This is a genomic window from Cyclobacterium sp. SYSU L10401 (assembly GCF_010993705.1).
Lineage (GTDB): Bacteria > Bacteroidota > Bacteroidia > Cytophagales > Cyclobacteriaceae > Cyclobacterium.
In genome coordinates this window covers 56,869-71,767 of the sequence record NZ_WOFO01000002.1, presented here as the reverse complement: position 1 = coordinate 71,767, position 14,899 = coordinate 56,869, and the positions used below count along the sequence as shown (strand labels likewise).

Annotated in this window: 8 protein-coding genes; all 8 read left to right on the top strand. The window is 47.0% G+C overall.

What is annotated here, in order from left to right:
- The first annotated feature begins 57 nt into the window (after positions 1–57).
- Positions 58–1,605 (top strand): arylsulfatase, encoded by a 1,548-nt coding sequence (locus tag GL182_RS05380; protein ID WP_163378619.1) that lies wholly within the window; start codon positions 58–60, stop codon positions 1,603–1,605.
- Positions 1,606–1,752: 147 nt separating this feature from the next.
- Complete coding sequence (locus GL182_RS05375) at positions 1,753–4,524, top strand: hypothetical protein (protein ID WP_163378617.1); 2,772 nt, start codon at positions 1,753–1,755, stop codon at positions 4,522–4,524.
- Between the two features lie 12 nt (positions 4,525–4,536).
- Complete coding sequence (locus GL182_RS05370) at positions 4,537–5,346, top strand: phytanoyl-CoA dioxygenase family protein (protein ID WP_163378615.1); 810 nt, start codon at positions 4,537–4,539, stop codon at positions 5,344–5,346.
- A gap of 57 nt (positions 5,347–5,403) precedes the next feature.
- Positions 5,404–7,923 carry a hypothetical protein gene (locus GL182_RS05365; RefSeq protein ID WP_205603586.1) on the top strand — a complete coding sequence of 840 codons (2,520 nt, stop codon included), beginning with the start codon at positions 5,404–5,406 and terminating at the stop codon, positions 7,921–7,923.
- A 50-nt stretch (positions 7,924–7,973) separates the two neighbouring features.
- Positions 7,974–9,053: a hypothetical protein gene (locus tag GL182_RS05360; RefSeq protein ID WP_240469659.1), complete on the top strand. Its 1,080-nt coding sequence runs from the start codon at positions 7,974–7,976 to the stop codon at positions 9,051–9,053.
- A gap of 22 nt (positions 9,054–9,075) precedes the next feature.
- Entirely contained in the window at positions 9,076–10,899 is a 1,824-nt protein-coding gene (locus tag GL182_RS05355) for an FAD-dependent oxidoreductase (RefSeq protein WP_163378612.1), read from the top strand.
- 91 nt (positions 10,900–10,990) lie between these two features.
- Entirely contained in the window at positions 10,991–12,574 is a 1,584-nt protein-coding gene (locus tag GL182_RS05350) for a sodium:solute symporter family protein (RefSeq protein WP_240469651.1), read from the top strand.
- 33 nt (positions 12,575–12,607) lie between these two features.
- The gene (locus tag GL182_RS05345; protein WP_163378609.1) at positions 12,608–14,887 is read left to right on the top strand and encodes an FAD-dependent oxidoreductase; all 2,280 of its coding nucleotides are present in this window, start codon (positions 12,608–12,610) and stop codon (positions 14,885–14,887) included.
- Positions 14,888–14,899 lie beyond the last annotated feature (12 nt).

Genomic DNA, 14,899 nt, shown 5'->3' with positions numbered 1-14,899 from the left:
TTTCACCATCAATGAGCTGCTTGGATATACCTTCAGTAAATTCTGATTGTTTAGTTTATGCGGAAAAACGTCTATACAATATGGAAAGTAAGCAAGCGAAATTTCGCTGATTTTCTGGTGTTTTTGGTTTTATTTTCCTGTGTGAAAAAGGAAGAAGTCAAGACTTCACCGAATGTAATCATCGTTCTAGCGGACGACATGGGCTATTCCGATCTTGGAATTACCGGTTCCGAAATTCTTACGTCTAATCTGGACAAACTGGCCAGAAACGGGGTCTTGTTTACCGCCTGTTATAATGCTTCCAGGTGCTGCCCTTCCAGAGCAAGCCTGCTGACAGGCTTGTATTCTCATAAAGCCGGGATCGGTCACATGGACAGCGATCTGGGACTGTTCTCGTATCAAGGCTTTCTCGATGAAAATGTTACTACTATAGCCGAAGCCTTTCGCGATCAAGACTACAGAACCATCATGACCGGAAAATGGCACGTTGGAAATGAAAGAATCCATTGGCCCGATAGGAGAGGCTTCGACCGATTTTACGGAATACCTGCTGGCGGAGGCTTGTATTTTTACCCTTCAAACTATTTAGATCGACCCATTTACAGAAATCAAGAACAGGTTTTCCCTGACTCTGCGTCATTTTACTCAACGAATAATTTTACAACGGAAGCCATTGGCTTTATCGAAGAGGCGGTGTTGGATCAAAAACCTTTTTTTGCCTACCTGGCCTATATTGCCCCCCATTTTCCCTTACAGGCGCTACCTGAGGACATTAAAAAATACAATGGCGTCTACGATCAGGGATATGAATACATACGATCCAGGCGGTTTGAAAAGCAAAAAAAACTGGGCATCGTGTCGGATGATATTGAAATAAGTTTGCCCGAGTTTCCGTCGTGGGAAACGGTGGAAAACAAAGCAGAAGAGATTAAAAAAATGCAAGTATATGCGGCGCAGGTGGATCGGTTGGATCAAAATATCGGAATCCTAATCGATCAGTTAAAAAATTTAGGAGTATATGAGAATACGGTAATCATCTTTCTGTCCGATAATGGTGCGAGTAGGGAAGCGGTAAATAGGTCTGGGAATGCGCCGATTGGAGGCGCAGATTCATTCGTGTCTTATGGAATGCATTGGGCAAACGTCAGCAATACACCCTTCAGATCGTATAAAAGCGAAACCTACGAGGGTGGAATTCGGACCCCTTTGCTATTTTCCTTGCCATGCGACCCCAACTCCAATGGAAAAGTAATCGAGGAACCAATCCATATCATTGATATTATGCCTACTCTATTGGATATAACGGGTATTTCGTTGGAAGAGGGGGATTTTGACGGCAAGAGTTTTTTGGGATTGATAGCGGGTACCAAGGATAACCACCATCAGGCTCTTTTTTGGGAGCATCAGGGCAATAAAGCCGTTTGGAATAATGGATTTAAACTCGTTCAGATGCATGAAAAAGACTGGGAGTTGTATAACCTAACGAGAGATCCCTATGAAACAGAAGAATCGACATCGACCCTAAAAGATAGCCTGAAAAATAGGTGGAATCAGTGGGCATACGAATCAGGAGTGGAAAGCTGGCCAATACCAAAACCCAGATAGTATGGTTCGTTTATTACCGCTCATAACAGTATTCTATCCTTGTAAGCTATGCATTATTTAGTATATATATTTGTCTTTCTACTTTCAATTTCAACACAAGGTCTTTCTTTTCACGGAAAAAGCGGGGAAATGGAGAAAACGGTTGTTATGGCCGAGAATCAATCCTACGCCATCTTAATGCGTGGAGACGACGAAAACCCTGGACAGTTGCTTGTTCAAAGGAAGGGCGATCAAGTGGTTTCCCGGACGATTCTAGGCCGATTCACAATTTTCTATTCCACTGACGACCCTGTATTCGGATTTGGGAAGCGAGCTACAGGTGGGTCTCCTGTGGCAAATTGGGGAGAGGCGAAGGATGCCGATATCTGGAATCAAGCAATGCAAATCGACGTGTCAGCCATAGAAATTGCAGCGGAGGGAAATGCCATTCGATGGAAATACGAAGAGAATGAATTATTTTCATTTTCTGCCGCCCTATCCTTACCTGAAGGTGAAAGCGAACCGATTATTTCCTGGAATATCGTTTCTAAGGCAGATGGGTATTTCGCCGTAGCCTTTACGGGGTTGGCCGAGAGCGATTCTGAAAAATTAGACTTTTTGTACCAACCCTTGATTTGGTCATGGAAGCGGTTTCCGGATCAGGTCGTTGTCACGCCCGAGTCGTATGCAACTACCCCTTCGGTGTTTACGGCAAAAGAAGGGATCACAGAGGGGCTTTCCATAGCATCGGTTGAGATTCCCTACCGGTTCGCAACGGCAACTAACTCCAGATTTGGTTTGATGTTACGCACGAATACTGGAGCGGCCAAACCCATGGTAATGGCCCCGCTGTACGGGGGGCAGGGGTCTTATTTGAAAAAGGGCGAGACACGTCGGTTCTCCGTTCAGTACTTTTTGAATGCTGGGACCTGGATAGAGGGAGTAAATTACCTCTATAAAAACGTAATGGACTACCCACTTGAACGGCAAAATGCCATGGTGTCACTCAATGATACCTTTCATAATATGATTGACTTTGCGATGGATGATTATTACTCAGGTTGGGTGTCTGAGTACAAAGGGTACGATTACAAGTTTGATGTCCCTAACACGGTAAAAAATGTTTCCGCTTTACACCCCCTAAGTATTGCCTTAACTACCGATAACCGGCAAATCTATGATCGGAGGGCATTACCAATGTTGGAATACCTGATGTCAAGAGAAAAATACCTGTATGCGATCAATGCCTTTCCAGAAAAGCAAAACCAAAATCCTTCTCATTTTCTCAATGGTCCCGCGATGGAGCTCTGGGAAATGGCCAGCATCCACCAACTTCTTGGGAGATCCAACCCGGCCCTACCAAAAGAAATGGAGCGGCTATTTGGGAAAAGTAGGCAATTGAATCTTCAGACGGAAGTAAGTGGGGCAAGCTGGAAAGATTACCTCGCAAGATACTTGGTAGACCAAGGTCAGGAGTATTTGGATTCAGCGATCCGCTTAGCCGATGCTTATTTGGAATTAACTTTTTATCAGTATCCTACCGATTATTCTACAAATGCGGGACTCAGGGATTCACAAGCTACGTTCGTCAACGACTATTCGACTACCTGGCAGGAATTACTGGAATTATACGAATTAACCAAGGATGAAAAATACCTGGATGCTGCCTATGAAGGAGCGAAACAGCTTTCGCTTTGGACAAGGTCCACTCCATTCGCTCCAAAAGAAACCATCACTGTAAACGAAGGAGGTAAAGTGGATGGAGTATTTCCCGGGAGGAGGTTTAAGTCCGATAGCTACGAATGGCAGGAATTTGACATGACTACTCAAATTCAGGAGCAAGTCGTCCCGGCTTGGCATACCTCGCTGGTAGGATTATTGCCAGAACAACCGGGAACGTATGTGTATGGGCCCATAATGCTGTTTCACCAGGCAGGTGCCCTGCTAAGAATAGCCCACTTAAAAAAGGATGAGATCCTACAGAAAATAGCCTACAACGGGGTTTTGGGTCGGTATGCGAACTTTCCGGGCTACTATTTCACCTCGCTTTACACCAATGTATACCAACAGACAAACTATCCGTTGCACCCATACCTGGAAATCAACTACAATGCGGTATTCTACAACCACATTTGGCCCCATATTGCGCTAATTCAAGATTTCCTCGTCAGCGATGCCTATTTCAGATCCGACGGGAACGTTGACTTTCCCGGTCTTTTTTCTCCAGGGTATGCTTTTTTATCGAATAAGGTTTACGGGCATGCCCCGGGAACGATTTATGGACACGAGAACGTGAATCTCTGGTTGCCCAAGAACCCGTTCAAGACAAAGGATATCGGGTTCAATTACGTATTGGGCAGGGATGGATCGAATACTTACATCGTCTTGATGAACACAACATCCAGATTGATCTCAGATACCTTACACCTCAGTCAGGAGGTATTCAAATGGGATCATCATAAAGACTACCGCTATGATATTGTAAACGAGCCTGATTATCAAGCCGAAAACCTGTTTTCAGAGGGGATGCTACCCATTCAACTAGCTCCGCACGGCGTGAAGGTTATCAAGATTTCTGGCCTGAATCAGAAACCCTCGTTCCCTCCAGTAACTACCGCTGCCACCGTTTCCTCCATTCCGGGTTACTACAGAAATGAGTTCGGGCAAGCTGCACTGGGTACAATCACCGGGATGAGTCTGAAGGCAAATGATGAATTCAAAGATATCTTTCTTTACAGTTCTTCCCTCGAGAATGAAGTAAACCATGTCCAGCTACATTACCAAGTTGGAGACGGAGATTGGGTGGAAGAAACGGATCGGATGTATCCCTTTGAATTCAGTATTCGCGTGAGGGATGCTACATTACCGGTTCGATGGAAGTGGAAAGCGACGGACCACGAAGGTAGTAATCACGAAACAGAATTAATGAAAATATACTAAACCGATAAACTTATGGACGTTTTATCCCCAGAACAATTGCATGCCTACAAGGAGGATGGTTTTCTGATTGTCGAACAGTTTCTTTCCTCAGATGAAGTTCGTTTTCTATTTAAGGCTTCTACGCAAAGTACGGGCTTGACCAAGCACACGTATGCGGTGTTGGATGCCAATGGAAATGAATCCAGATTGGCCTTATGGAACGAACCCGGAAACGATCCTTTTGGTATGCTCTCGAGAGATGAGAAACTGGTTGCCATTATTCGGCAATTGATTGGAGGACCGGTTGCTCATTTTCATTCAAAGGTAATGCAGAAAGTGCCAAAAGTTGGCGGCGCATGGGAGTGGCATCAGGATTACGGTTACTGGTACAAAAACGGTTTTTTATTCCCGGATGAAATGCTTAGTGTCATGTTTGCGCTAACGCCAGCTACTAAAGAGAATGGCTGCCTGATGGTTCTTCCAAAATCCCATAGAATGGGTTGGATTGAGCATGGGAAAGTGGGGGAGCAAGTAGGTGCTGCCCTGGACAGAGTCAACCGATACGAAGAACGGGTTGATCGGGTATATTGTGAATTGAAACCGGGGGATGCATTGTTCTTTCACAGCAATCTTCTTCATGCTTCCAATCCAAATACATCGGAAAACCCGAGATGGTCCATTATTTCCTGTTACAACACCCTAAACAATGTACCCATCAACGAACCATCTTCCTGTTTTAATGAGATCAAAACAGTTCCTGCCGGATCGATTTTAACTGCCTCTGAACAGGGATTTGAAAAGACCTCTTTTAACAAGAAAAAAAGTGATATTTCGTTGCGATGATGGAAGCGTGGGTTGCTTACGCTTGTGTAAATGAATAAATTATTTGTTATTCACCTTATGTTTAAGATAAAAAAAGTCGTGTTAGGGTCGGTCGCTATAAAGGATGTTTTTATAGTGGGCATTGTCTGTGTCGTTATCGGGTTTGGTTGTGATTCCGGAAGCAATGCTTCGTTGGTTTCTAACTCCCACCCCTCCATCAGCGGCATCTATCCCCACCTGGCCTATTATAACGAGGAAGGCGAATGTGGCACAGGTGCCGTAGTGCCCTGGGCGGATAAGCTTTGGGTGGTGACCTATGGTCCTCATTTCCCGTTCGGCTCCTCCGATAAACTCTATGAGATCAACCCCGATCTGAGTTTTACCACCCGGGAGGAAAGCATTGGAGGTACCCCTGCCAACCGGATGATCCATAAGGAAAGCGAGCAACTTTTTATCGGACCTTATGCCATCGACAAGGCAGGGGAGGTTCGGACGATTTCCTATGAAACCATGCCGGGAAGGCATACTGGCAATGCCAGGCACCTGACCGATCCGGCAAATAAGATCTATTATGGAACCATGGAGGAAGGTTTTTACGAAGTAGATGTGGATAACCTGGAAACCAAAACCTTGCATGTAGACGGGAATGTAACCCGGAAAGAAGGGGAAATGGCGCAGGAAGCGGAATTGCTGCTGGGAGCCCATGGGAAAGGGCTGTATTCCGGACAGGGGGTTATGGTCTACTCAAACAACGGAGAGACAGGTCAGGAAGCCCTTGAAGATTTTTCTATAGAAGCCGGAGCCCTGTATGAGTGGGATGGAGCCGATTGGCACCTGATCAGAAGAAATCAATTTGTGGAAGTGACGGGCCCGGGGGGAATTTATGGTAACCCAAATCCCGAAACCGACCCGATATGGGCCACCGGATGGGATCACAAATCCGTAATCCTTGGGGTACGGGACGCAGATGAAGGTTGGGAGTTTTTTCGAATTCCCAAAGCAAGTCACAGTTACGATGGGGCACATGGCTGGAACACCGAATGGCCCCGCATCCGGGATGTGGGCACGGAAGAAGCGCCGGATTACCTGATGACCATGCACGGCATGTTTTGGAAATTTCCGGAGACCTTCCAAAAGGGCCAGACTGCCGGTCTCCGGCCCCGATCGGCCTACTTGAAGGTCATCGGCGATTTTACCCGCTGGCAGGACGGATTGGTTTTCGGTTGCGATGATTCTGCCCAGCGGGAATTCCTCAACAAGCGAAGCGCCAAAGGAAATATAGAAGGACCAGGGCAATCCAACTCCAACCTCTGGTTTACCGATATGGATATGCCGGATAAATTGGGACCGGCCACCGCCAACGGTGCCCTATGGCTGGAGGAGCAGGTAAGAGCCAATGAACCCTCCGAACCCATGCTGTTTTCCGGATGGCAAGAGAAAAATGTATGGCTGCAAAACCAGGGTGATAAGGCAGTAAATTTCACCCTTGAAATTGATCGGTCGGGTAATGGAGAATGGGAAGAACTGGAACAAGTTTCTCTGGACGGTGCTGAAAGTAGCTGGCTTTCCTTCGATCAGGAAACGGCTGGAGAGTGGATCCGGGTCCAAAGCGATGCCGCTACCCGGGCCACCGTGCATTTGGCTTTTTCCAATCCGGAAAGCCGATCTGCTTATCAAAAGGATATTTTTCAGGGGATTCATTCCATTGAGGAAGATGAATTTACGGGTGGATTGTTGTACGGATTAGGAGATAACCGAAGGAAACTGGGCATTGCTGCGAGGCGTTATCAGGGAGAAAGCACTGAAAATGCCGGTTATTATGAAATGGACGAGAAGCTTCAATTGGTCAAAGTGAACGATTCCGAAACCGAGGCATTTATCAATGAAGGTTTTGCCATTCCCGAAAACGTATTCGAGGTGGATGAAGCATCCGTGTTGATAAAAGACGATCAGGGCAGGAGGTGGCGACTCCCCAAAGGAGAGGCAGCCTTTACGGATCCATCGCTGAAAGGAAAGCTGCGCATTGCCCGAGAGGTAGCCACCGAAAGGGATTTATTCAATTGTCACGGTACCTTCTATGAATTGCCGGCAGAAAATGCCGACGGATTTGCCAAGATCAGGCCCGTCGCCTCCCATACATTGCGTATCAATGATTATGCCTCCTACAGGGGCATGTTGCTGCTGACAGGGGTGGACCCTGAGGCAGCCGCTACCAATGAGCACATTATTCTTTCGGAAGATGGCGAACTGGCGGTTTGGGCCGGGGTGATCGATGACCTGTGGAAACTGGGCAAGCCGGTTGGAAAGGGAGGCCCCTGGGCCGGTACGGCAGTAGAAGCCGGAGTTCCATCCGACCCGTATTTGTTTGCCTTTTATGATCAGCGGAAATTGGAGCTTCAGCATGACGCTTCGGAGGAAGTTACCTTTACCATCCAATTTGAACCCATAGGCCATGGTCCCTGGATGGATTGGAAAGAAGTTACGGTAGCACCGGGTCAAACACATATGGAGACCTTTCCAGAGGAGCTGGAGGCCAGGTGGGTTCGCTTGGCGGCGAACAATAAATGTACTGCTACAGCCCTATTTACCTATGAATAAAGGCACTGATTTGTTATTGAATAATAATGGTTGAACCTGGTTTAAAAATATTGACCTATAGTCTAACCCTGTTGATCGGTTTGGCTGCGAGCTTACAAGACCCGCAGGAGGATCAGGTGGAAAACAAGCGCTTGATTGAGGTGGTTGAAACCGATTCCATCCGCTACGAGCTGTTTGTCATAGAAGATGCTGAAGGTCTTGCCAGGCAATACATGGCGGAGATTTTTACGCCGGTATGTCATACCGATAAGTGCTATCCGGTGTATATTAATTTTTACTGGGACCTGTTGGGTAATTTTCAGCAATTTGAGATGCCCGAAGGCGAGATCCTGACCAAGCTGGATCATATTCCCTTTGAAGAGGAGGATTATGACCAATTGGAAGCCATACTCAGCAATGAAAATTCCATTCTAGGGGATTATTCCATCACGGATTTGGTAGGGAGCACCAACACGGCAGAATCCAATGGGGTAGATGCCGTAACGGGTGCGACCTCCAAAACCATTCAGAATGAAGTGATATCGGGAGCCGTTTATTCCTGTTACACCCTTTGGCACCTGGCCCATGGCAATCTTGCTGAAAGGACAAGAGCACATACGGAAGATCAACATACCGATAAGACCTTAGTCCGGTTTTTAGAGAGCGGCCATCATCCTTACCAATACTGGGCGCTGGAAAAAATTCAGGAAAAGGGTGCTGAAAATGATCCCCGCTTTGCGGGCCCCTTGCTGCAAATGATCAGGGGAAAGAATATTTTCCTGGCTACCCATCTACTGGAAGAATTACCGACGGAGATGTTTCAGTCTCAGGAACGGCAGACCTGGCTCTGGGAAACCTTCGAACAAGCTCCATACCGCCTTCAAACGGATATTTTGGAAAAGATGGCTTCGCTGGAATTAAAGCCGGAAAGCCAAATGCAGCTACTGGCCCAATTAGAAGAGAGCAATCCTGCCCAGCGAAATAAGTTATTTGAGGTGTTGCGAAAACAGCAAAATCTGGGAAAGGCGCAGCAAGAAATGATATTGACCTATCTGGATAAAGGCTTGTGGGAGCAGGAATTGCTCGCGGTATTGGAGATCCAGCACAAACCTGAGAAGGAGGTAAAAAAAGCATTGAAAAATAATCGATAATTACTATAAACGAACCCAAAACATGAAACGAATCATTATAACCTGTAGCCTGTTGCTAGGCATATCCCTGGTGTCCTTCGCCCAAAATAGGGTATTGGTAGAAGCCGAATCATTTAAAGACATCGGAGGCTGGGTAATCGACCAACAGTCCTTTGACGTACTCTATTCCTCTTACCTCATGGCCCATGGAATGGGCAGACCTGTGGAAGATGCCCGGACTACGGTCCATTTTTCAGAGGGGGGAAAGTACCACGTATGGGTGAGGACCAAAGATTGGGCACCTTTTCCTACCGGGCCGGGCGAATTTCAACTCGCGATTAATGAGGAGCCGCTGGATGATTCTTTTGGAGTAAGCGGTTCTGCCGACTGGGATTGGTACTACGGTGGGCAAGTTGACATGAAGAAGGGCGAAAACACCCTTGAAGCCAAGGATCTGACGGGCTTCAATGGTCGTTTTGATGCCATTTATTTTTCTACGGAGGAGGGGGATGTGCCCACCAACGACAACGAAGCACTACTGGCTTTCCGGAAAGAGATGTTGAATCTGACCGAAAAAGCCAAAGATGTGGGGCAATTTGATCTGGTTGTTGTCGGTGGAGGTATGGCAGGCACCTGTGCAGCCATCTCCGGAGCGCGCATGGGATTGAAGGTGGCGTTGATCCAGAACCGGCCGGTTTTGGGAGGTAATAACAGTTCCGAAATACGAGTGCATCTGATGGGCCGGGTGGATCAAAACCATAATGCCAAATTGGGCCGGATTGTCAGAGAATTGGATAATGGGGATCCCGGAAATGGAAACCCGGATGCGGATCGTTACGGAGACGAGCGAAAATTACAGATTGTACGGGCAGAGCCCAATATTTCCCTCCACTTGAATACCCACGTTTACGAGGTGGAAATGGAGGACAATACGATCAAAGCAGTAATCGGCCGAGACATCGCTACCAATCAGGAATACCGTTTTGAAGGGGTTTATTTTTCCGATTGCACCGGAGATGGTACGCTGGGTTACCTGGCAGGAGCGGAATACCGAATGGGCCGTGAAAGCCGGGCAGAGACCGGTGAATCCCTGGCCCCCGAAGAGCCGGATGATTTCACCCTGGGCACCTCTAATCTTTGGGCCTCCCTGGAGCGGGAGGAGCCTTCTGATTTTCCAGAAACGCCCTGGGCAATTCAGTTTTCGGACGAATACCATATCGACGATCACAAAGCCGACTGGCAATGGGAAACCGGATTTGGTAATTTCAATACCATTTATGAAGCCGAGGAGATCCGGGACCATAATTTGCGGGCGATTTACGGCAACTGGTCGTACCTGAAAAACGAGAAACCGGAAAAGTACAGCCACCATGAACTGGCCTGGGTAGCTTATATCGGAGGTAAGCGCGAGTCCAGACGGTTGATGGGCGACCATGTTTTGACCCAGATGGACATACAGGACGGAATCATGTATCCGGACGGAAGTGTGACCGCCACCTGGACCATTGACCTGCATTTTCCGGATGCGAAAAACTCCCAGTATTTCGAGGGGGAAGAGTTCTTTGCCGCCACCAAGCACATCAAAGTTCAGCCCTATACCATCCCTTACCGTTGTTTGTATTCCAGAAATATAGACAATTTGTACATGGCGGGAAGGGATATCAGTACCACTCACGTGGCTTTCGGGAGTACCCGCGTCATGAGAACCTGTGGGATGATGGGGGAAGCGGTTGGCTATGCAGCTTATGTGGCCAGGAAGAACAATGCCAGTCCCAGAGAGGTATATACCCTGCACCTCAACGAATTTATGGACATTATTGAATCGCCATTAAGCATTCACAACCTCCCGACTTTGCCCCAGGATTGATTGCATGGAACTACTTGATTTTTTAACGATCGGCATTTTTACTGGAGTTATTCTTATTGCCGGCCTGTCTTTCGGAAAACAGGGCGGGGATATGAAGTCGTTTTTTGCTGCGGGAGGGGCTGTGCCATGGCCCATAAATGGGTTGTCTTTGTTTATGAGTTTTTTCTCAGCAGGAACATTTGTGGTTTGGGGTTCCATTGCTTATGAATGGGGATGGGTGGCCATTTCCATTCAGATGGCCATGTGCATCAGTGGTTTTTTGATCGGTGCATATATCGCACCCAAGTGGAAAAATGCCCAGGTGCTTACCGTTGCCGAATACCTTACCCAAAGATTCGGAAGGAAAACGCAGCAGTATTACACTTATGTCTTTCTGGTGTTATCCCTGGGATATACCGGAGCTTTTTTATACCCCGTTGCTAAGATTCTCAATGTGGTTACCGGTTTTGATATTTACCATGCGATCATGTTATTGGGAGCAATTATCATGATATACACGGCAGTAGGAGGGCTTTGGGCGGTGGTGGTCACAGACGTGCTGCAGTTTGTAATCCTAACGGCCGCGGTATTGATTGTACTGCCCTTATCTCTGGAAAAAGTAGGTGGTTTCCAGCAGTTTGTCCAGGCTGCTCCGGATACCTTTTTCCATTTGTTCAATGAGGAATACAACTTTTGGTTCATTTTAGCCTTTGTGGGATACAATACGGTATTTATTGGTGGGAATTGGGCGTATGTGCAGCGTTATACCTCCGTGGCGGATATGCGGTCGGCACAAAAAGTCGGCTACTTGTTTGGCGCACTGTATTTGATCAGTCCCTTGATTTGGATGTTGCCGCCCATGATTTACCGGGTGGTGGATCCCGGGTTGGTCGGCCTGGAAACTGAGGGTGCTTACCTAATGATGTGTATGAATGTGCTACCGGTGGGGATGCTGGGCTTGATGTTGGGAGGGATGATTTTTGCTACGGCCAGCTCTGTCAATACCTCCCTCAACCTGGCAGCGGCGGTGTTGACCAACGACGTGTACAAACCCTTGTTTCCGGATTCCAAGGCGATCCATTTGATGCGCGTGGCTCGCTGGGCCACGTTGATTTTTGGCTTAGGTACGGTTGGGGTTGCCTTTTTGGTGCCCATGGCAGGAGGAATTGTGGAAGTCGTCCTGAGTATTGGAGCCGTCACAGGTGGTGCCTTGTATGCACCGGCTATCTGGGGCTTGTTTTCGAAAAGGCAAACCGGAGCCAGTATTCTGACGGTTACGGCCATTAGTCTCCTGATCAATCTGCATTTTAAATTTATCCAACCCTTACTTAATGGAATTACATTAAATAGAAGTGAGGAGATGGTACTGGGGGTAGTCTTGCCGTTATTGCTTCTGGCTACATATGAAATGTATGCTGCTAAAAAAGGCAAAATAAGCGAAAGGATGCCATTTTTCAGCGATTGGAAGCAGCGGCAAGGAGCGCCAAGCGATTCCCATTACAAAGAAGCCGAGATCCAAAACCGTTTTGGCATAAAAGTGATCGGTTTGGCCCTGATTTCCATAGGGATAATGTTTTTGGTGCTGGGCCTGATTGCCAAAAAGGGGATCTTCTACACGCTATTGATGGGGGTGATAATTTTAATATTAGGCTTGGGCCTGGTGAAATTTACACGAACGAATAGGAAGGGAAGTTAATAGTAAAATCAATTGAGGGAATAAATATTTGGTATGATCAAGGAAGGTTTTAATACGGAAAAAAGAGGATTAAAAACAGCAAACATCACTTCTGATTTGGTGATTGTGGGCGGTGGAATGGCAGGCACCTGTTGTGCCATCACGGCTGCCAGACAGGGTCTAACCGTAACGCTCGTGCAGGACAGACCAGTACTGGGCGGAAATGGGTCCTCGGAAATCAGGCTTTGGATGCTGGGGGCCACTTCTCATATGGGTAATAATAACCGATGGGCCAGGGAAGGAGGGGTCATGGATGAAATTTTGGTGGAAAACCTTTACCGCAACCCGGAAGGTAATCCATTGATATTGGATACCATTCTGATCGAGAAAATATCCCTGGAACCCAACATTAAATTACTTTTAAACACGGCCATGTATGATTTGGTCAAAAGAGGAGCCGATGAAATCGACTATGTGTTGGCGTTTTGCAGTCAAAATTCCACTCAATACCATCTAAAATCCCCCTTATTCGTAGATGCTTCCGGGGATGGTATCATGGCCTTTCTGGCAGGTGCGGCTTTCCGGATGGGAGCTGAATCTGCCGATGAATTTGACGAACCCTTCGCTCCGGATCACAAGTATGGGGAATTGCTGGGGCATAGCCTCTATTTTTACAGCAAGGATACCGGAAAGCCCGTCCGATTTGTGGCCCCGTCCTATACCAATAAAGAACTAGCAAAATTACCCCGGTTTAAATCCTTTAACCTCAAGGATCATGGTTGCCGGCTTTGGTGGGTAGAGTACGGGGGGCGGAATGACACCATTCATGAAAGTGAAAATATCAAATGGGAACTTTGGCGGGTGATTTACGGGATCTGGGATTACCTTAAGAATTCAGGGGAATTTCCTGATATGGATACCCATACGCTGGAATGGGTAGGAACCATTCCAGGCAAAAGGGAGAGCAGGCGCTTCGAAGGGGCGTTTATGTTGTCCCAAAAAGATCTGGTGCAACAGCGGCAATTCGACGATGCCGTTTCCTTTGGGGGTTGGGCATTGGACCTGCATCCGGCTGATGGGGTATACGGAGATCAACCCGGTTGTACCCAATGGCATACCAAGGGAGTATATCAGATTCCCTATCGGATCATGTACAGCAAAAACGTTAAAAACCTGTTTTTGGCGGGACGAATAGTAAGTAGCAGCCACGTGGCATTTGGGTCTACTCGGGTAATGGCGACTTGCGGACACAATGCACAGGCAGTGGCCATGGCTGCCGTTTTGTGCAAGGAAAATGAAATAACACCTGCGGAGATAACCGGTAGCTCAACGATGCAACTGCTTCAGCGCCGCCTGATCAGATCCGGACAGTATATACCCGGAATAGAATTATCGGATCCAGATGAATTGGCACAACAGGCCACCATATATACATCGGACACATTTACGCTCACAGGCCTTCCCGCAGATGGTCCCTGGAAGTCATTGGAATTTGCCATGGCCCAGATGCTGCCTTTGCAAAAGGGAAAAATTCCATCGATTAGGTTCCAGGTTAAAGTGGCTGAACCTACCCAAATAACCGTTAGGCTTCTGAAAAGTCTGAAGAAGGGAAACTTTACTCCTGAAGTTATTTTGGCTGAAGAGACATTTGATTTAGCTTTAGGTGAGCGGTTTATATCAGTTGATTTACAATGTATTATAGAAAATTCAGAATATTATTTTGTGGCCTTTTCTGCCAATGATAAGGTGCAAATCAAGTGCTCGGAAACCCGTTTGACGGGCATATTGACGGTTTTTCAAAAGTTTAATAAAGCAGTGGCGACCAGTAGCAGGCAAGAACCGCCCGAAAACATTGGTATGGAGGCATTTGACTTCTGGTTGCCCGAGCGCAGACCTGCGGGGCATAACCTGAATTTTGAGCTGGAAAGCCCGGTGAACTGCTTTTCTTCCGAGCAATTGGTAAATGGATTTTTCCGCCCTACCACTCGGACCAATGCCTGGGTAGCGGCCATAAATGAGAGTCAACCGTTTGTTGAGTTGAAATGGGATAAAATACAAGTAATCAGAGAAATAAAGTTGTTTTTTGATACCGACTTTGATCATGCGATGGAATCTACTTTAATGGGGCATCCCGAATCTGTGATGCCATTTTGTGTGAGGAAATTTTCCATTTTTGATGGGAATGGGACACTTCTGTCCGAGGTTCGGGAAAATCATCAGTCCAGCTACACCCTGAAACTGGATCAACCCCTAAAAACCAATTCACTTACATTCAGGCTGGAACATCCTTCCGCTACTACCCCTGCCGCTTTGTTTGGAATTTTGTGTTATTAATTATCTATGAAA

Bases quoted from the DNA above. Each gene is read 5' to 3' on its own strand.
- GL182_RS05350 (WP_240469651.1), top strand. From the start codon at position 10,991: ATGAAGTCGTTTTTTGCTGCGGGAGGGGCTGTGCCATGGCCCATAAAT.
- GL182_RS05375 (WP_163378617.1), top strand. From the start codon at position 1,753: ATGGCCGAGAATCAATCCTACGCCATCTTAATGCGTGGAGACGACGAA.
- GL182_RS05380 (WP_163378619.1), top strand. From the start codon at position 58: ATGCGGAAAAACGTCTATACAATATGGAAAGTAAGCAAGCGAAATTTC.
- GL182_RS05345 (WP_163378609.1), top strand. From the start codon at position 12,608: ATGATCAAGGAAGGTTTTAATACGGAAAAAAGAGGATTAAAAACAGCA.
- GL182_RS05370 (WP_163378615.1), top strand. From the start codon at position 4,537: ATGGACGTTTTATCCCCAGAACAATTGCATGCCTACAAGGAGGATGGT.
- GL182_RS05355 (WP_163378612.1), top strand. From the start codon at position 9,076: ATGAAACGAATCATTATAACCTGTAGCCTGTTGCTAGGCATATCCCTG.
- GL182_RS05365 (WP_205603586.1), top strand. From the start codon at position 5,404: ATGTTTAAGATAAAAAAAGTCGTGTTAGGGTCGGTCGCTATAAAGGAT.